15 protein-coding genes are annotated in these 18,141 nt (G+C 65.9%); 12 read left to right on the top strand and 3 right to left on the bottom strand.

All coding sequences use genetic code 11. The features are described from left to right. The first annotated feature begins 26 nt into the window (after positions 1-26). The 4 genes from dgoD to EC839_RS12775 all read left to right on the top strand — a co-directional run bounded on the left by dgoD (position 27) and on the right by EC839_RS12775 (position 5,476). Positions 27-1,175, top strand: coding sequence for a galactonate dehydratase (dgoD, locus tag EC839_RS12790; protein ID WP_007159921.1), 1,149 nt, complete (start codon positions 27-29; stop codon positions 1,173-1,175). Positions 1,176-1,506: 331 nt separating this feature from the next. After that, on the top strand, positions 1,507-2,832 hold the full coding sequence (locus EC839_RS12785) for an MFS transporter (RefSeq protein ID WP_132832593.1): 1,326 nt from the start codon (positions 1,507-1,509) through the stop codon (positions 2,830-2,832). A gap of 80 nt (positions 2,833-2,912) precedes the next feature. Beyond that, complete coding sequence (locus tag EC839_RS12780; protein ID WP_132832592.1) at positions 2,913-3,965, top strand: SMP-30/gluconolactonase/LRE family protein; 1,053 nt, start codon at positions 2,913-2,915, stop codon at positions 3,963-3,965. A 110-nt stretch (positions 3,966-4,075) separates the two neighbouring features. Beyond that, entirely contained in the window at positions 4,076-5,476 is a 1,401-nt protein-coding gene (locus tag EC839_RS12775; protein WP_058791744.1) for a sugar porter family MFS transporter, read from the top strand. Between the two features lie 84 nt (positions 5,477-5,560). Here EC839_RS12775 and EC839_RS12770 read toward each other — a convergent pair whose 3' ends face one another. Then, a complete protein-coding gene (locus tag EC839_RS12770; protein WP_132832591.1) occupies positions 5,561-5,962 on the bottom strand; it encodes a hypothetical protein in 402 nt (133 codons plus the stop codon). Positions 5,963-6,193: 231 nt separating this feature from the next. On the opposite strand from EC839_RS12770, the gene EC839_RS12765 reads away from it, so the two are divergent. Continuing rightward, entirely contained in the window at positions 6,194-7,402 is a 1,209-nt protein-coding gene (locus tag EC839_RS12765) for an aldose 1-epimerase family protein (RefSeq protein WP_218568245.1), read from the top strand. 18 nt (positions 7,403-7,420) lie between these two features. On the opposite strand, the gene EC839_RS12760 is transcribed toward EC839_RS12765, so the two are convergent. Further along, positions 7,421-7,822, bottom strand: coding sequence for an acyl-CoA thioesterase (locus EC839_RS12760; RefSeq protein ID WP_026083995.1), 402 nt, complete (start codon positions 7,820-7,822; stop codon positions 7,421-7,423). Positions 7,823-8,309: 487 nt separating this feature from the next. Between EC839_RS12760 and EC839_RS12755 the strand changes: the two genes are divergently transcribed. From EC839_RS12755 to gltP, 5 genes are all read left to right on the top strand, one after another. Continuing rightward, positions 8,310-9,617, top strand: a complete 1,308-nt coding sequence (locus EC839_RS12755; protein WP_367401665.1) for an MFS transporter — start codon at positions 8,310-8,312, stop codon at positions 9,615-9,617. 167 nt (positions 9,618-9,784) lie between these two features. After that, positions 9,785-10,984, top strand: a complete 1,200-nt coding sequence (gene fdhA / locus EC839_RS12750; protein ID WP_027597391.1) for a formaldehyde dehydrogenase, glutathione-independent — start codon at positions 9,785-9,787, stop codon at positions 10,982-10,984. A 143-nt stretch (positions 10,985-11,127) separates the two neighbouring features. After that, positions 11,128-11,490: a hypothetical protein gene (locus tag EC839_RS12745; RefSeq protein ID WP_132832590.1), complete on the top strand. Its 363-nt coding sequence runs from the start codon at positions 11,128-11,130 to the stop codon at positions 11,488-11,490. A gap of 66 nt (positions 11,491-11,556) precedes the next feature. After that, on the top strand, positions 11,557-12,387 hold the full coding sequence (locus EC839_RS12740; protein ID WP_007159911.1) for an aldo/keto reductase: 831 nt from the start codon (positions 11,557-11,559) through the stop codon (positions 12,385-12,387). Positions 12,388-12,697: 310 nt separating this feature from the next. Beyond that, positions 12,698-14,047, top strand: a complete 1,350-nt coding sequence (gltP, locus tag EC839_RS12735; RefSeq protein ID WP_007159910.1) for a glutamate/aspartate:proton symporter GltP — start codon at positions 12,698-12,700, stop codon at positions 14,045-14,047. 51 nt (positions 14,048-14,098) lie between these two features. Here the strand turns inward: gltP and EC839_RS12730 are convergent, their stop codons facing one another. Further along, complete coding sequence (locus EC839_RS12730; protein WP_132832589.1) at positions 14,099-14,944, bottom strand: NAD-dependent epimerase/dehydratase family protein; 846 nt, start codon at positions 14,942-14,944, stop codon at positions 14,099-14,101. A 151-nt stretch (positions 14,945-15,095) separates the two neighbouring features. On the opposite strand from EC839_RS12730, the gene EC839_RS12725 reads away from it, so the two are divergent. Together EC839_RS12725 and recG are read left to right on the top strand one after the other, a co-directional pair. Then, on the top strand, positions 15,096-16,028 hold the full coding sequence (locus EC839_RS12725) for a hydrogen peroxide-inducible genes activator (RefSeq protein WP_007159908.1): 933 nt from the start codon (positions 15,096-15,098) through the stop codon (positions 16,026-16,028). Further along, positions 16,025-18,100 (top strand): ATP-dependent DNA helicase RecG, encoded by a 2,076-nt coding sequence (recG, locus tag EC839_RS12720; RefSeq protein WP_132832588.1) that lies wholly within the window; start codon positions 16,025-16,027, stop codon positions 18,098-18,100. The genes EC839_RS12725 and recG overlap by 4 nt, the downstream gene beginning before the upstream one ends. Positions 18,101-18,141: the final 41 nt, after the last annotated feature.

Below are 18,141 nucleotides of genomic sequence, written 5' to 3'. Positions count from 1 at the left end.
ATAATTACCGTCGAGATTCCCACACCATGAAGATCACCAAACTCACCACCTATGTTGTCCCGCCGCGCTGGTGCTTTCTCAAGATTGAGACCGACGAGGGCATCCACGGTTGGGGCGAACCCGTGCTGGAAGGCCGCGCCCACAGCGTGGCGGCGGCGGTCGAGGAACTGGCCGACTACCTGATCGGCAAGGACCCGCGCAACATCGAAGACCACTGGACGGTGCTCTACCGCGGCGGCTTCTATCGTGGCGGCGGCATTCACATGAGCGCCCTGGCCGGCATCGACCAGGCGCTGTGGGATATCAAGGGCAAGGCCCTGGGCGTGCCGGTCCACGAACTGCTCGGCGGCCAGGTGCGCGACAGCATCCGCGTCTATTCCTGGATTGGCGGCGATCGCCCGGCGGAGACCGCGGCCCAGGCCCTGGAGCGCCAGGCCAAGGGCTTCACCGCGATCAAGATGAACGCCAGCGAAGAGATGCAGTTCGTCGACACCTACGACAAGGTCGACCAGGTGATCGCCAACGTCGCCGCCATCCGCGACGCCTGCGGTCCGCACTTCGGCATCGGCGTGGACTTCCATGGCCGGGTGCACAAGCCCATGGCCAAGGTGCTGGTCAAGGAGCTGGAGCAGTTCCGCCTGATGTTCATCGAGGAGCCGGTGCTCAGCGAGCACCACGAGGCGCTCAAGGAGATCGCCCTGATGAGCAACACGCCCATCGCCCTGGGCGAGCGGCTGTACTCGCGCTGGGATTTCAAGCGCATCCTCCAGGAAGGCTACGTCGACATCCTGCAGCCCGATCCGTCCCATGCCGGCGGCATCACCGAGACGCGCAAGATCGCCAACATGGCCGAGGCCTACGACGTCGCCATCGCCCTGCATTGCCCGCTCGGCCCCATCGCCCTGGCGGTCAATCTGCAGCTGGACGCCAACTGCTACAACGCCTTCATCCAGGAGCAGAGCCTGGGCATCCACTACAACCAGGGCAACGACCTGCTCGACTACATCAAGAATCCCGAGGTGTTCGACTACGGCGACGGCCACGTGAAGATCCCCCAGGGACCGGGGCTGGGCGTCGAGGTCAACGAGGAATTCGTCAAGGAACGCGCCGCCATCGGCCACCGCTGGCGCAACCCGGTGTGGCGGCACAAGGACGGCAGTTTCGCCGAGTGGTGAGAGACGCCCTCACCCCAACCCTCTCCCGAGGGGAGAGGGGGCAAGAGCAGAGCGCGGGGCTCGACTACCGCACTGACCATCCCCTCTCCCTCTAGGAGAGGGCCAGGGTGAGGGAAAGCAGGAGCACCGTTACTGGACAGGCACACTGCTGACCCCACACCCCAACCCTCTCCCGAGGGGGAGAGGGGGCAAGAACAGGAGCGCCGATCTCGACCTCCGCACCGACCATCCCCTCTCCCTTTGGGAGAGGGTTAGGGTGAGGGCCGCCGCGGCGCCCTGACCCTCAGACATCGACAACGCTCGCCACAACGTCAATTACAGGACCCGAGCCATGCCCACTCCCACCCACGCCTCCCCGGCGGCGGCCACGGCCGCGCCGACCCTGGCCAAGCCCAGTCGGGCCCGCTTCTTCATCATGATGCTGCTGTTCGTCACCGTAGTGATCAACTACCTCGACCGCAGCAACCTCTCCATCGCCGCGCCCCACCTGGCCCAGGACCTGGGCATCGAGCCGGTGCACATGGGGCTGATCCTCTCCGCCTTCGGCTGGACCTACGCCGCCATGCAGATCCCCGGTGGCTGGCTGGTGGACAAGGTGGCCCCGCGCATCCTCTATCCGGTGGCCATCGCGCTCTGGTCGCTGGCCACCATCGGCCTGGGCTTCGTCGGCAGCTTCATCGGTCTGATCATCCTGCGCCTCGCCGTGGGTGCCCTGGAGGCGCCGGCCTATCCGATCAACAACCGGGTGGTCACCACCTGGTTTCCCGAGCGCGAGCGGGCCACCGCCATCGGCTTCTACACCTCCGGCCAGTTCGTCGGCCTGGCCTTTCTCACCCCGGTGCTGATCTACCTGCAGCAGACCTTTGGCTGGCACATGGTCTTTGTCGTCACCGGTGGCGTCGGCATCCTCTGGGCGGCCATCTGGTACCTAGTCTATCGCGAACCCAAGGACTTCCGCGGTGCCAATGCCGCCGAGGTCGCGCTGATCCAGGAGGGCGGTGGTCTGGTCGACCTGGAACAGAAGAACCGCAGTCGCGCCGCCTTCCAGTGGCGTGATCTCTGGAGCGTGCTCAACAAGCGCAAGCTCTGGGGCATTTACATCGGCCAGTTCTGCCTCAATTCCACCCTCTGGTTCTTCCTGACCTGGTTCCCCACCTACCTGGTGAAATACCGTGGCATGGACTTCATCAAGGCCGGTTTCCTCGCCTCGCTGCCGTTCCTCGCCGCCTTTCTAGGCGTGATCTGCTCGGGCCTGCTGTCGGACTGGCTAATCCGTCGCGGTGCCTCCGTGGGCCTGGCACGCAAGCTGCCGATCATCGGCGGCCTCCTGATCTCCACCAGTATCGTCGGCGCCAACTTCGTCGACTCGCCCGCGCTGATCATCGCCTGCCTGGCACTGGCCTTCTTTGGCAACGGCCTGGCCTCCATCACCTGGTCGATGGTCTCGGCCATGGCGCCGGAGCGGCTGATCGGCCTCACCGGCGGGATGTTCAACTTCATCGGCAACCTCTCCGCCATCTGCGTGCCCATCGTCATCGGCTTCCTGGTCAAGGACGGCAGCTTCGCTCCGGCCATCGCCTTCATCGGCGTGACCGCGCTTGTCGGCGCCCTCTGCTACGGCCTGGTGGTGGGCAAGGTGGAACGTCTGCCCGAATAAGGGCGACTAAAGGAGCGCCCGTCTGCGGCGCTCTGCCACCGGCCTTGCCGGACCCATAACGACAACAAAGGAGTCTCCTCATGCCACTCGCCCGCCGTACTTTTCTTGGCGTGTCCCTGGCCGCCTCGGCCGGTCTGGTCGCCAGCCGCGCCCTGGCCGACGACAAGTTCGGTCTCACCCGCAACTGGGAGGGCAAGCCGCCCATCGTCATGCCCGATCCGGCCTGGGAGATCCACGACCAAGCCTTCAAGGGACGCCTGGGTAATGCCTTCGTCGAGCGCCTCTGGTCCGGCGGTCTCTGGACTGAAGGCCCGGTGTGGATGGCCGACTGGCGCTGCTTGCTGTTCAGTGACATCCCCAATGCCCGGGTGATGCGCTGGAGCGCCGACGACGGCCACGTCAGCGTCTATGACAACCAGTCCCACAACGCCAACGGCCACACCCGTGATCGCGAGGGTCGGCTGATCAGTTGCGAGCACGACAGCCGCCGCGTCACCCGCCGCGAGTTGAATGGCAGCGTCACGGTGCTGCTCGACCGCTTCGACGGTAAGCCGCTGAACGCCCCCAACGACGTGGTGGTTGGGGCCGATGGCGCCATCTGGTTCACCGATCCGGGCTACGGCATCCTCGGTGCCTACGAGGGCCACAAGGCCGAATTTGAGCTGCCCACCAACGTCTATCGCATCGATCCCCAGGGCAAGGCCACGGTGGCGGTGGGCGACTTCGGCCGACCCAACGGCCTGGCCTTCGCGCCCGACGGCAAGCGGCTCTACATCAGCGACACCGCCGGCGGCGGCAATCCTGGTAAGCCCAATCACGTCAGGGCGTTCACGGTGAAGGACGACGGTACCCTGGGCGGTGGCGAGGTGCTGATCGACGCCAAGGACCAGGGCGTGATCGACGGCTTCCGCGTCGACAGCGACGGTAACCTCTGGTGCAGCTGGGCCGGTTCCGCCGAGCAGAACAGCGTGCGGGTCTTCAATCCGAGCGGCCAGCCGCTGGCCACTCTGCATCTGCCGGAAACCGTATCCAATGTCGAATTCGGCGGACTCAAGCGCAATCGCCTGTTCATCACCGGCGGCGGGTCGCTCTATGCCACCTATGTGAACGCCCAGCCAGCGCGGCTCTGGTAGGGATATTCCGTCAGCCGAACGAAAGGGTCGTTCACCGGGTCTGTAACAATCGGATACGGAACGACCCGCGACAACAAGATCGCCCACAAGGCGAGCGAGGAGCCTCTGCCATGAGCAATACCACTACCAACGCCGACGGTCATGTCACCGAAAAGGCCCAGCCGAAGGCGATCTTCGCCTGCCTGATGGCCGCCCTGGCCGGTCTGATGTTCGGCCTCGACATCGGCGTCATTTCCGGCGCCACCAAATTCATCCAGCAGGAATTCCAGATCTCCGATCAGGTGATCGAATGGATCGTTTCCAGCATGATGGCCGGCGCTGCCCTGGGTGCCCTGGGCGCGGGCTCGCTGTCGGCCAAGCTGGGGCGCAAGAAGTCGCTGATGCTGGGTGCCATCCTGTTCGTGGTCGGCTCGGTGCTGTGCGGTCTGGCCACCTCGCCGACCATGCTGATCTTCGCCCGCTTCCTGCTGGGTCTGGCCATCGGCATCGCCTCCTTCACCGCGCCGCTGTACCTGGCCGAGGTCGCGCCGGAAAACATACGTGGCTCGATGATCTCCCTGTACCAGCTGATGATCACCGCCGGTATCCTGCTGGCTTTCCTCTCTAATACCGCCTTCAGCTACTACGAGGCCTGGCGCTGGATGCTGGGCATCATCGCCATCCCCGGGGTGCTGTTCCTGATCGGCGTCTTCGCCCTGCCGGACAGCCCGCGCTGGCTGATCATGGCCGGGCGCAAGCAGGAGGCCATCAAGGTCCTGCACAAACTGCGCGGTGACGAAAAGGTCATCCAGCAGGAAGTCGCCGAGATCGAAGAGCAGCTCAAGGTGCCGCAGAAGGGCTGGTCGCTGTTCAAGGAGAACGCCAACTTCCGCCGCTCGGTGGGCCTGGGCGTGCTGCTGCAGGTGGTGCAGCAATTCACCGGCATGAACGTGGTGATGTACTACGCGCCGCGCATCTTCGAAGGCATGGGCTACGATACCGCCGCCCAGATGTGGTTTACCGCCGCGGTCGGTCTGACCAACGTGCTGGCCACCTTCATCGCCATTTTCCTGGTCGACAAGTGGGGCCGCAAACCCATCCTCTATACCGGCTTCGTGGTCATGGCCGTGGGCCTGGGCGTGGTCGGTACCATGCTTGGCATGGGCAACCTGAGCCACGGCCAGCAGACCTTTACCGTGGTCATGCTGCTGATCTTCATCGTCGGCTTCGCCATGTCGGCCGGTCCGCTGATCTGGACCCTGTGCTCGGAAGTCCAGCCGCTCAAAGGTCGTGACTTCGGCATTGGCTGCTCCACCTTCACCAACTGGATCGCCAACATGATCGTCGGTGCCACCTTCCTGACCATGCTGGGCACCTTGGGGCAGGGCACCACCTTCTGGATCTATGCCGGGCTGAACGTGGTGTTTATCTTCCTGGTGTTCCTGCTGGTGCCGGAAACCAAGGGCGTCACCCTGGAGCGCATCGAGCGCAACCTAATGCAGGGCAAGCGCTTGCGCGATCTCGGTCAGTAAACGTCAGAAGGAAAGAAAAACGCCCGGCGATGCCGGGCGTTTTCATTAACGGTGCCAATGCTTGTGTCTGTGCTTGGCGTGCTTCTAGCCCTTGCCGGGATGGTGGTCGCGGTAGCGACGGTCGTCGCGGCCGTCGTCGCCCAGGTTGTTGCCCAGGGCGCCGCCGGCACCACCACCAAGGGCTGCACCCACCAGGCCGCCCGTGCTGCCGCCGATTCTATTGCCGATCACGTTGCCGCCCGCCGCGCCCAGGCCACCGCCGATGGCGGCCTCGGTACGATTGCGACGGTCAGCGCCCAGTACACCACCCGCTGCACCACCCACGCCGGCACCGATGGCCGCACCGGTGCTGCCGCCGACCTGCTGGCCGACCAGGGTACCGAGTACGCCGCCCACGGCGCCGCCGAGTCCGGCTTCGGTATTGCCCGCATAAGCCGGGGCAACGCCCGCCAGGGCAAGCAACAAGAACAGGGCTGAAGGTTTCATGGAGTCCACTCCGTGGTAGAGACGAGCCGATCCTCGGCAAAAATCGCTGCCCTGGCAAGTACCGAACGGTCGTTTGAATGGTAAAGGTTGTCTTTACCCATTCCTTTGTTTTCCTTGAACAAACCTATACGGGAATCGCCGGTCTCGGCCGTTTTCCGGGTCTGGAACGAGGCCTGCAGCCGGGCGAAGGCTGGTCTAGACTCAAGGCGATCGCGCCGCCAAGGGGACTCCATGATCCATGCTCGTCTGCTGTCCGGCTGTCTCCTGTTACTTGTCAGTGCCAGCGCCTCGGCCTGGGAATACACCCTCATCGCCCCCGACAAGCCGGTGCAGAACTGGAGCATTAGCAGCGATCGCCTGGGCCTGCGCGATGGCCTGGCCTTTGCCGTCGGGGTGCACCGCCTGAGCGGAGGGCGCCAGGAAGGCTCGGTGCTGATCGAGATCGACACTGGCGCTATGCAGCTCACCGTGGTGGCGACCCGTGGCATGAATGTACTGCGCGCCCAGGCCGGCACTCTGCGACTGGGCTGGGATTCCCCGGTGCGCGAGGTGGTCAATCCGGCTTTCGTCAACCTGGAGAGCCGCAATGGCCTAGGCTGGCTGGAAGGTTTCAACGAACTGGTGGCGCGCGCCGGCTTCGAGTGGGTCGGCCACCCCGGAATGGACAGGGGGCAACTGCTGACCCTGCACGGACGGGCCAGCTACCTGCCGGCCAGCCAGGTGGTGCTGACCATCGACGAACAGCCGCCGCACCGCATCAGCCTCAAGGGTGTGCTGCACGAAGAGGCCTTCAAGCAGGCCAACTTTCGCATCGACACCGAACTGGTCACCCATGCCGGCGCCACCAGCTTCACCCTGCACGACCGCCTGACCAACCAGGGGGCGCACACCGCCGAATACCAGGTGCTCTATCACAGCAATTTCGGTCCGCCGCTGCTCGATGAAGGCGCCCGTTTCGCCGCGCCGGTGCGGGAGGTGTCACCCTTCGATGCGCGGGCGCGCCAGGAGCTGGGAGAGTGGCAGACCTATCGTGCGCCCACGCCGGGCTATGGCGAGACGGTCTACAACCTCTATCCCTGGGGCGACGATCAGGGGCATAGCCTCGCTGTACTGCACGATTGCAGTGCCCACCAGGGCGTGGCGCTGGCCTTCAACGTGCGGGAATTGCCGGTCTTCACCCTGTGGAAGAACACCGATGCCAAGGCCCAAGGCTATGTCACCGGCCTGGAGCCGGGCACCAGCTTTTCCTACAACCGCAGCCAGCAGCGGGCTCTGGGGCTGGTGCCACGCATCGAACCCGGCGGCACGCGCGACTTCACCCTCGACTATCGGCTGCTGGCCACCGCCGCCGAGGTCCGGCAGGCGCTGGAGCAGGTCGAAGCCATCCGCCACGGACGGCCGATCCAGGTGCGGGAGGCGCCGCTGGCCCAGGAGCCCTAGCGGCAAGGCCGGAGGGTGCTAGCGCCGCGCGGGCAGGGGGCGGGTGCGGCCGCTGCCATCGATGGCAACGAAGACGAACACCGCCTCGGTCACCTTGCTCCACTCGCTGGACAGCGGATCATCGCTCCAGACCTCGATGAGGATCTGGATGGAGCTGCGGCCCACCTCCAGGGTGTTGGTATAGAAGGAGAGCTGGGCGCCCACGGGCACCGGCGTCATGAAGGCCATGCGGTCGATGGCCACGGTGGCCACGCGACCGGCGGCCAGGCGGCTGGCCATGGCACTGCCGGCCAGGTCCATCTGGGCCACCAGCCAGCCGCCGTAGATATCGCCGAAGCCATTGGTCTCGCGGGGCAGCGCGGTGATCTGCATGGCCAGGTCGCCCTGGGGGATGGGATCTTCTTGTTCGAGCTCTTCGATCATGACAGGGCCCTCGGGAGCCCGGATAGGTAGGTAACGTTCAGCATCTGTACGCAAGAATGCTGCCAATCTCTCTGGGGAGATCGTTAGGGGGCTACAGTATAACGCCTGGGGCAGGGCGGCTCGACCGCTTTTGCACCAGGATGGACCAGCCATAGCTCGGCAGATGAGCCCTGAATGGGCACTGAATGAATAGCGGAAATTCCTTGCAGATTTGCTATCGTGGAGACCGTGCACGGCCAGGCAATCCAGAGGGCCCTGCACGTCCGATGATCAGGTAATGATCGGTAGACCTGCTGCTGCCGTGCTCCACAAGAGCGCGGGCGGCGCGGTGCAGGTCCGGCGCCCATCCGGCGACCCGCCCGATCCCTGCCAGCCGCTTCAGGCGGACGGTCACTCGGGGCCGCGTCTTGTCCGCTACACCCGGAGGGATGCCAGAGGCCGAATTTCCTTTGCGCTCCTCTCTTGTCCGGGATCCTCGATGAAACTGCAATCCGCCTCCGCGCCGCTCACGTCGCGCCCTCTGGGCCGCAACGACTACAAGACCCTCTCGCTGTCCGCCCTGGGTGGCGCGCTGGAGTTCTACGACTTCGTCATCTTCGTCTTCTTCGCCGCGGTGGTGGGGAAGCTGTTCTTTCCCGCCGACATGCCCGACTGGCTGCGGCAGATGCAGACCTTCGGCATCTTCGCCGCGGGCTACCTGGCGCGTCCGCTGGGCGGCATCATCATGGCTCACTTCGGCGACCTGCTCGGGCGCAAGAAGATGTTCACCCTGAGCATCTTCATGATGGCCCTGCCGACCCTGGGCATGGGCCTGATGCCCACCTACGCCCAGATCGGCGTGGCCGCCCCCATCCTGCTGCTGGTGCTGCGCATCATCCAGGGCGCGGCCATCGGCGGCGAGGTGCCCGGGGCCTGGGTGTTCGTCTCCGAGCACGTTCCCGGCAAGCACGTCGGCTATGCCTGCGGCACCCTGACCGCCGGCCTCACCTTCGGCATCCTGCTCGGCTCGCTGATGGCGACCCTGATCAACACCGTCTTCACCCCGGTGGAAGTGGCCGATTACGCCTGGCGCTTTCCCTTCCTGATCGGCGGCGTCTTCGGGCTGTTCTCGGTCTACCTGCGCCGCTGGCTGCACGAGACGCCGGTGTTCGCCGAACTGGCGATTCACAAGTCGCTGGCCGAGGAAGTGCCGCTCAAGGCGGTGCTGCGTGACCATCGCAGCAGCGTGATCCTGTCCATGCTGCTGACCTGGATGCTCACCGCCGGCATCGTGGTGGTCATTCTCATGACCCCGACCCTGCTGCAGACCCAGTACGGCTTCTCCGCCGCCCTGGCGCTCAAGGCCAACAGCCTGGCCATCGTCTTCCTGACCCTGGGCTGCATCGTTTCCGGCGCCCTGTCCGATCGCTTCGGCAGTGGCCCGGTGTTCATCGTTGGTGGTCTGATCTTGGCAGTGGCCAGCTGGGCGCTCTATGCCGGTCTCAAGATCCATCCGGAATGGCTGTTCCCGCTCTATGCCCTGGCCGGCGCGGCGGTCGGCGTCATCGGCGGCGTGCCGCGGGTGATGGTGCTGGCCTTCCCGCCCAAGGTGCGCTTCTCGGGGCTGTCCTTCTCCTACAACATCGCCTACGCCATCTTCGGCGGCCTGACCCCCATGGTCGTTACCCTGATGCTCAAGCAGCATCCGCTGGGCCCGGCCTGGTACGTCATGGGCCTGGCGCTGCTGGGCGTGGGCATCGGCTGCTACCTGCTCAGCCGCGAGCGCCGCGCCGCCGCCCTGGCACCCGCCTGATCCCGGCCGGTCGCGCCGCCCGCAGCGGCGGCGTGACCGGGTTCGCGAGGCCGACCCACAAGGGCGACCTCGGCATCGCCAAAAACGCCATCCCCACAGACGCCGCGCTTCGCGAGGACTAGGCTCGAACCGCTAGAGCCAGTCCAACAATAACAGCGAGGTGCAACATGTCCGGTAATCGTGGCGTCGTCTATCTGGGCGCGGGCAAGGTCGAGGTGCAGACCATCCCCTACCCGAAGATGGAAACCCCGCAGGGCAAGCGTATCGACCACGGCGTCATCCTGCGCGTGGTCTCCACCAACATCTGTGGTTCCGACCAGCACATGGTGCGCGGCCGGACCACTGCCCCCGAAGGCCTGGTGCTCGGCCACGAGATCACCGGTGAGGTCATCGAAGCGGGCCGTGACGTCGAGACCCTCAAGGTCGGCGATCTGGTCTCGGTGCCGTTCAACGTCGCCTGCGGTCGCTGCCGCACCTGCAAGGAGCAGGACACCGGCGTCTGCCTGACCGTCAATCCCTCCCGCGCCGGCGGTGCCTACGGCTATGTCGACATGGGCGGCTGGGTCGGTGGCCAGGCCGAATACGTGCTGGTCCCCTATGCCGACTTCAACCTGCTCAAGCTGCCGAATCGCGACGCGGCCATGGAAAAGATCCGTGACCTGACCTGCCTGTCCGACATCCTGCCCACCGGCTACCACGGCGCCGTCACCGCCGGCGTCGGTCCGGGCACCAGCGTCTATGTCGCCGGCGCCGGCCCGGTCGGTCTGGCCGCGGCCGCCTCGGCCCGCCTGCTGGGCGCCGCCGTGGTCATCGTCGGCGACGTCAATCCGGTACGCCTGGCCCACGCCAAGGCCCAGGGCTTCGAGATCGCCGACCTGTCCCAGGACACCCCGCTGCACGAGCAGATCGCCGCGCTGCTGGGCACGCCGGAAGTCGATTGCGCGGTCGACGCCGTCGGCTTCGAAGCCCGTGGCCATGGTCACGAAGGCGCCAAGAGCGAGGCCCCGGCCACCGTGCTGAACTCGCTGATGGGCATCGTGCGGGTGGCCGGCAAGATCGGCATTCCCGGTCTCTACGTCACCGACGATCCTGGCGCCGTGGACGCCGCCGCCAAGCAGGGCGCCCTGAGCATCCGCTTCGGTCTGGGCTGGGCCAAGTCCCACAGCTTCCACACCGGTCAGACCCCGGTGATGAAGTACAACCGCCAGCTGATGCAGGCGATCATGTGGGATCGCATCAAGATCGCCGACATCGTCGGCGTACAGGTGATCACCCTGGACGAAGCCCCCCGCGGCTACAGCGAATTCGATTCGGGCGTCCCGAAGAAATTCGTCATCGACCCGCACAAGCTGTTCAGCGCGGCCTAGCTATTGCACTAAGGATTTTGCCCGAGACTGCTGGCCATTTGGCATTTCTCGGGCAAGCCGTGCAGTCGTTTGGCGCACCAGGGGGTCTATCCCGCAGCGTCCACTTCGGGCGCTGCTTTTTTGGTGCCACAGACGAGGCCAGCATGACCCCGAATGTCCGTTCCACCCTTGGCCGTATCCTTCCCTTCCTGCTCATGGCCTCCGTGCTGCTACTGGGCAGCAACCCGGCTCGCGCCGAAGGTGGCGTGTCCTTTCGCTTCGCCGAAGAAGGGCAGGGCTGGATGCTGCGCGGTCCGGTCGATGTGCTCAAGTGGCCCTTCGTCTATGACCGCAGCCGTGAACGCGCGCGCAACACCCTGACGCGGCTGGACGGCGACACCCAGGTGCGGGTGATCGAGACCCGTTCCTTCCAGCGCTGGAAGCGCATCGAGGTGCAGCAGGACGGTCGTACCCTGCTGGGCTGGGTCGAAAGCTACAGCGTTCCCGAAGCCATGCGGCTCGACTGATCGGGAGCAAAAGGCCACTGCCGTCAGTCACACCTCTGACAGTCATCACTTTCAGAGGAGCGACGCATGTCCGCGATCACCCGTCTTCAGCTCAACGACGGTCACCACATTCCGCAATTCGGCCTGGGCGTCTGGCAGACCCCGGCCGAAGAGACCGCCCAGGTGGTCAAGACCGCCCTGGACCTCGGCTACAGACACATCGACACTGCCGCCATCTACGGCAACGAAGAGGGCGTCGGCCAGGCCATCGCCCAGGCCGGTCTGCCGCGTGACGAGCTGTTCGTCACCACCAAGCTGTGGAATGCCGACCAGGGCTACGACAGCGCCCTGCGCGCCTTCGACACCAGCCTGGCCAAGCTGGGCCTGGAGCATGTCGACCTCTACCTGATCCACTGGCCGCTGCCGGAAAAGGGCCTGTTTCTCGACAGCTGGAAGGCGCTGATCGAATTGCGCAACCAGGGGCGGGTGAAGTCTATCGGCGTGTCCAACTTCCGTCAGGCCGACATCGAGACCCTGCTGACCGAGACCGGGGTGGTGCCGGTGGTCAACCAGATCGAGTGCCATCCGCTGCTGCAGCAGCAGGAGCTGCGCGACTTCAACACCTACAAGGGCATCGCCACCGAAGCCTGGAGTCCGCTGGCCCAGGGCGGCGAGTTGCTGGGCAGCCCGGTGCTGCAGCAACTGGCGGCCAAGCACGGCAAGACGCCGGCCCAGGTGGTGCTGCGCTGGCACATCCAACTCGGCAACATCATCTTCCCCAAATCCAAGACGCCCAAACGCATCGAAGAGAACATGCAGATCTTCGACTTTGCCCTAGACGACGAGGACATGCGGCAGATCGCCGGGCTGAATCAGGACAAGCGCCTCGGCCCCGATCCCTCCACTTTCAACGGCTGACGTTCACGGGGCGCCGCGATGAGCGGCGCCTCTGTATGCCTGGCGCGCAAGGCGCCAGTGCCTGTATGCTGCGCGGCCCTTTCGGGACACCTCATGCCTGATCGGCATAGGGCAGGCGACAGCGGCATTAGACATACCCCGTTACCCTCTGGCAAAAGTGTGACGCCTTGGTGCTCCTCGTCCTTTTCGAGCACCGTTTCCGCAGCCTGAACGCACCCTCTCGTTGGTGTTGCATGCGCTTTGCGCATCACGACCCGGCATGGTGACGTTCGTCCCGAACTCCATCCAAATAGAACAAAGGTGTCGGTACATGACCAAGCCCAAGCTCAGCCTCGCGTGGCAGATCCTTATCGGCCTCGTGCTGGGGATCGCCGTCGGCGCACTGCTCAACCACTTCAGCGCCGAGAAGGCCTGGTGGATCTCGAACGTTCTCAAGCCGGCCGGCGACATCTTCATCCGGCTGATCAAGATGATCGTGGTGCCCATCGTCATCGCCACCCTGGTGGTCGGCATCGCCGGCGTCGGCGATTCCAAAAAGCTCGGTCGCATCGGTCTCAAGACCATCCTCTACTTCGAGATCGTCACCACCCTGGCCATCGTCGTCGGCCTGTTCTTCGCCGACAGCGTGCAGCCCGGTGCCGGCATCGACATGAGCACCCTGGGTACCACCGACATCTCCCAGTACCAGAAGACCACCGCAGAAGTGCAGCATGACCACGCCTTCATCGCGACCATCCTCAACCTGATCCCGTCCAACGTCTTCGCCGCCGTCGCCCGTGGCGAGATGCTGCCGATCATCTTCTTCGCGGTGATGTTCGGCCTGGGCCTGGGGGCACTGCCGGAAGCCACCCGCGAGCCGGTGGTGCGGGTGTTCCAGGGCATTTCCGAGGCCATGTTCAAGGTCACCCACATGATCATGAACTACGCCCCCATCGGCGTCTTTGCGCTGATCGCGGTGACCGTGGCCAACTTCGGCTTCGCCTCCCTGCTGCCGCTGGCCAAGCTGGTGGTGCTGGTTTACGTCGCCATCGGCTTCTTCGCCCTCGGCGTGCTGGGCCTGGTGGCCAAGCTGTTCGGCTTCTCGATCTTCCGCATCATCCGCATCCTCAAGGACGAGCTGATCCTGGCCTATTCCACCGCCAGTTCGGAAACCGTGCTGCCGCGCATCATCGAGAAGATGGAGGCCTATGGCGCGCCCAAGTCCATCACCAGCTTCGTGGTGCCCACCGGCTATTCCTTCAACCTGGACGGCTCCACCCTCTACCAGAGCATTGCGGCGCTGTTCATCGCCCAGCTCTATGGCATCGACCTGTCGCTGAGCCAGCAGCTGCTGCTGGTGCTGACCCTGATGGTCACCTCCAAGGGCATCGCCGGCGTACCGGGCGTCTCCTTCGTGGTGCTCTTAGCCACCCTGGGCAGCGTCGGCATTCCGCTGGAAGGCCTGGCCTTCATCGCCGGTGTGGATCGCATCATGGACATGGCGCGCACCGCCCTGAACGTGATCGGCAACGCCCTGGCCGCCCTGGTCATCGCCAAGTGGGAAGGTCTCTATGACGCCGAGAAGGGCGCCGCCTACTGGGCTGCCCTGCCGCACCTGAAGAGCACCGCCAAGGTCGAGGAGCGTCCTCAGGCCACCCGCGGTGAAGCCCTGCGTGACTAAGTAGCTGGCGAGTCGAATCCAGAGCCCGGCCCTGTGCCGGGCTCTGTCGTTTCAGCCCGCGAGAATGGCCGCGTAGCCTTCGCGATAGCTGGGGTAGCGGGGCGTCCAGCCCAGCGCCCGAGCGCGGGCGTTGCTGCATCTCTTGCTGCCGGCGCGACGCAACTGGGCCTCGTCGGACCAGAAGGTGATGCCCAGGCGGGCACGCAGCCAGTCGACCACCTCGTCCAGCGGCGCCGGATCGTCGTCCACGCCCAGGTAGAGATCTTCCAGGGCGACCCCTTCGCGATCCCGCTGCAGCAGCAGCGCCAGCAGGCCGGCGGCGTCCTCGACATGGATGCGATTGCCATACAGCGGTGGCTCGCGGGTCACCCGGGAGCCCTCGCGCACCTGGCGCAGCAGCGCCTCGCGCCCCGGCCCATAGATACCGGTCAGGCGGACGACGCTCGCGGGCAGGCCGCTGCCCAGCGCCAGGTCTTCCGCCTCGCGCAGGATGCGTCCGGAAAAGCGTTCGGGCTCGGCAGGGGCGGTCTCGTCGACCCAGGCGCCGTCGCCCTGGGCATAGACGCCGCTGCTGGAGACGAACAGCAGGCGCTGCGGACGCTGGTCGCAGGCCGCCAGCCAGCCCAGCAGGTGGCGCAGGCCATCGACATAGGCGGCGCGATAGCCGGCTTCGTCATGATGGGTCGCGGCGGTGGCATAGACCACCTGGTCGATGGGCTCTCGCGGCCAGGCGGCCGGCGGCGTGGCCTCGGCGAGATCGCCCGCGACCGGCAGCAGTTCGGCGGGGAGGGCGGCGACGTTGCGCCTGAGGCCGAAGACGCGGTGGCCCTGGGCGACCAGTTGCAGGCCGAGACGGCTGCCGACATCGCCGCAACCAGCGATCAGGATGGTGCTCATCGGTGTTTCCTTCTGCAAAGGCCTGGACAGACGGCCAGGGTAGCCTGCGCCTGGCCGTGGTCCAACCCAAGAGCGCAGACAGCTGCCCGTCGCGCTTGGCCGTTGATAGAGACAGCCGCTAAGATTGGCCGGCACCCCATGGAATTTGACTATGACCCTGACTGAACTGCGCTATATCGTCACGCTCGCCCAGGAACAGCACTTTGGCCGAGCTGCCGAGCGTTGCCACGTCAGCCAGCCGACGCTGTCGGTCGGCGTCAAGAAGCTTGAGGACGAGCTGGGCATTCTGATCTTCGAGCGCAGCAAGAGTGCCGTGCGTCTGACCCCCACCGGCGAGGGCATCGTCGCCCAGGCGCAAAAGGTGCTGGAGCAGGCCCAGGGCATCCGCGAGCTGGCTCAGGCCGGCAAGAACCAGCTCACCGCGCCGCTGAAGATCGGCGCCATCTATACCATCGGGCCCTATCTCTTTCCGCATCTCATCCCGCAGCTCAACCGGGTGGCGCCGGAGATGCCGCTGTACATCGAGGAAAACTTCACCCACCTGCTGCGCGACAAGCTGCGCACCGGTGAGCTGGATGCCGTAATCCTCGCCCTGCCGTTCAACGAGCCGGACGTCCTGACCCTGCCGCTGTACGATGAGCCCTTCTACGTGATGATGCCGGCGCGGCACCCCTGGACCAAGCTCAAGGCCATCCCGCAGAACCAGCTCAGCGACAAGAGCCTGCTGCTGCTGGGCGAAGGCCACTGCTTCCGCGACCAGGTCCTCGAAGCCTGTCCGACCGTGCGCAAGCACGAGGAAAACAAGAATTCCACGGTGGAGTCCTCTTCGCTGGAAACCATTCGCCACATGGTGGCCTCCGGCCTGGGCGTCTCGGTGCTGCCGTTCTCGGCAGTGGAAAGTCACCACTATGCGCCGGGGATCATCGAGGTGCGCCCCTTCGAGCGGCCGGTGCCCTATCGCACCGTGGCCATCGCCTGGCGCGCCAGCTTTCCGCGGCCCAAGGCCATCGAGGTGCTGGCCGATTCGGTCCGCCTGTGCTCGGTGGCGCGGCCTGAAGCCAAGGGCGTCGTGCAGCCGGCATGAGTGAACTGGCCGCGACGCCGGTCACCGCCCTCAAGGGGGTCGGCGCCGCCCTGCAGGAGAAGCTCGCGCGCGTCGGCCTGGAAACCCTGCAGGACGTGCTCTTTCACCTGCCGCTGCGCTACCAGGACCGCACCCGCATCGTGCCCATCGGTGCCCTACGACCCGGTCAGGATGCCGTGGTGGAGGGCATGGTCGCCTCCGCTGAGGTGCTCATGGGGCGCCGGCGCAGCCTGCTGGTGCGCTTGCAGGACGGCAGTGGCACCCTGTCGCTGAGATTCTTCCACTTCAGCCAGGCGCAGAAGGACGGGCTCAAGCGCGGCACCCTGCTGCGCTGCTATGGCGAGGTGCGCCCCGGCGCCTCGGGCCTGGAGATCTACCACCCCGAATACCGCGCCCAGGACGAGAACGCCCCGGCGCCGGTTGAGCAGACGCTGACGCCCATCTACCCGACCACCGAAGGCCTCACCCAGCTGCGCCTGCGCCAGCTCAGCGCCCAGACGCTGGAGCGGCTCGGGCCCGAATCCCTGCCCGACTGGCTGCCGCCGGAGATGGCCGAGCACTATCGCCTGGGTCCCCTGGCCGATGCCCTGCGCTATCTGCACCGACCGCCGCCGGACGCGGATCTGGAAGAGCTGGCCGAGGGCCGTCACTGGGCCCAGGAGCGGCTGGTCTTCGAAGAATTACTGACCCACCAGCTGTCCCTGCAGCGGCTGCGCGAGACCCTGCGCGCCCAGAGTGCGGTGCCCTTGCCGGCCGCCCGGCGGCTGCCGCAGCTGTACCTGGACAACCTCGGCTTCACTCCCACCGGCGCCCAGCAGCGCGTCGGGCGCGAGATCGCCCATGACCTGGCCCAGCCCGAGCCCATGCTGCGGCTGGTGCAGGGTGACGTGGGCGCCGGCAAGACGGTGGTCGCCGCCCTGGCCGCCCTGCAGGCCATCGAGGCCGGCTACCAGGTGGCGCTGATGGCGCCCACCGAGATCCTCGCCGAGCAGCACTTCCTCAACTTCCAGCGCTGGTTCGCCGCCCTGGACATCGAGGTGGCCTGGTTGGCCGGCAAGCTCAAGGGCAAGGCCCGCGCCAGCTCCCTGGAGCGCATTGCCGCCGGGGCGCCCATGGTGGTGGGCACCCACGCGCTGTTCCAGGACGAGGTGCGTTTCGCCCGCCTGGCGCTGGTGGTGATCGACGAACAGCACCGCTTCGGCGTGCAGCAGCGCCTGGCGCTGCGCCAGAAGGGCGTCGACGGCCGCCTGGCGCCGCACCAGCTGATCATGACCGCCACCCCCATCCCGCGCACCTTGGCCATGAGCGCCTATGCCGATCTGGACACCTCGGTGCTCGACGAGCTGCCGCCGGGACGGACGCCGGTCAATACCGTGAGCGTCACCGACAGCCGTCGCGAGGAAGTCGTGGAGCGGGTGCGCGCTGCTTGCCATGAAGGGCGCCAGGCCTACTGGGTCTGCACCCTGATCGAGGAATCCGAGGAACTCACCTGTCAGGCGGCCGAGACCACCTACGAGGAATTGCAGCTGGCCCTGGCCGAATTGCACGTCGGGCTCATCCACGGGCGCATGAAGCCGGCGGAAAAGGCTGCGGTGATGGCTGAGTTCAAGGCCGGCAACCTGCAGCTGCTGGTGGCCACCACGGTGATCGAGGTGGGGGTGGACGTGCCCAACGCCAGTCTGATGATCATCGAGAATCCCGAGCGCCTGGGGCTGGCCCAGTTGCACCAGTTGCGTGGCCGGGTTGGGCGGGGCAGTGCGGTCAGCCATTGCGTGTTGCTGTTCCATCCGCCACTGTCGCAGATCGGCCGCGAGCGCCTGGCCATCATGCGCGAGACCAACGACGGCTTCATCATCGCCGAGAAGGACCTGGAACTGCGTGGCCCGGGCGAGATGCTCGGCACCCGCCAGACCGGCCTGCTGCAGTTCAAGGTGGCCGACCTGATGCGCGACGCCCACTGGCTGCCGGCGGTGCGCGATGCCGCCCAGGAATTGCTCGCTCGCTGGCCCAGTCATGCCGGTCCGCTGCTGGAGCGCTGGTTGCGTCATGGCCAGCAATACGGCCAAGTTTGACAAAGCTTATACAGACGCCGCTACCTACAGAGCTGAATGGT

This window comes from Pseudomonas sp. JUb52 (assembly GCF_004341115.1).
Lineage (GTDB): Bacteria > Pseudomonadota > Gammaproteobacteria > Pseudomonadales > Pseudomonadaceae > Chryseomonas > Chryseomonas oryzihabitans.
Note: the sequence above shows the minus strand (reverse complement) of the source record. Positions and strands in the feature narration are given on the sequence as shown.

Coding starts and splice junctions, on each gene's coding strand:
- dgoD (WP_007159921.1), top strand. CDS start 27: ATGAAGATCACCAAACTCACCACCTATGTTGTCCCGCCGCGCTGGTGC.
- EC839_RS12725 (WP_007159908.1), top strand. CDS start 15,096: ATGACCCTGACTGAACTGCGCTATATCGTCACGCTCGCCCAGGAACAG.
- EC839_RS12775 (WP_058791744.1), top strand. CDS start 4,076: ATGAGCAATACCACTACCAACGCCGACGGTCATGTCACCGAAAAGGCC.
- EC839_RS12765 (WP_218568245.1), top strand. CDS start 6,194: ATGATCCATGCTCGTCTGCTGTCCGGCTGTCTCCTGTTACTTGTCAGT.
- EC839_RS12785 (WP_132832593.1), top strand. CDS start 1,507: ATGCCCACTCCCACCCACGCCTCCCCGGCGGCGGCCACGGCCGCGCCG.
- gltP (WP_007159910.1), top strand. CDS start 12,698: ATGACCAAGCCCAAGCTCAGCCTCGCGTGGCAGATCCTTATCGGCCTC.
- recG (WP_132832588.1), top strand. CDS start 16,025: ATGAGTGAACTGGCCGCGACGCCGGTCACCGCCCTCAAGGGGGTCGGC.
- EC839_RS12745 (WP_132832590.1), top strand. CDS start 11,128: ATGACCCCGAATGTCCGTTCCACCCTTGGCCGTATCCTTCCCTTCCTG.
- EC839_RS12780 (WP_132832592.1), top strand. CDS start 2,913: ATGCCACTCGCCCGCCGTACTTTTCTTGGCGTGTCCCTGGCCGCCTCG.
- EC839_RS12770 (WP_132832591.1), bottom strand. CDS start 5,962: ATGAAACCTTCAGCCCTGTTCTTGTTGCTTGCCCTGGCGGGCGTTGCC.
- EC839_RS12730 (WP_132832589.1), bottom strand. CDS start 14,944: ATGAGCACCATCCTGATCGCTGGTTGCGGCGATGTCGGCAGCCGTCTC.
- fdhA (WP_027597391.1), top strand. CDS start 9,785: ATGTCCGGTAATCGTGGCGTCGTCTATCTGGGCGCGGGCAAGGTCGAG.
- EC839_RS12740 (WP_007159911.1), top strand. CDS start 11,557: ATGTCCGCGATCACCCGTCTTCAGCTCAACGACGGTCACCACATTCCG.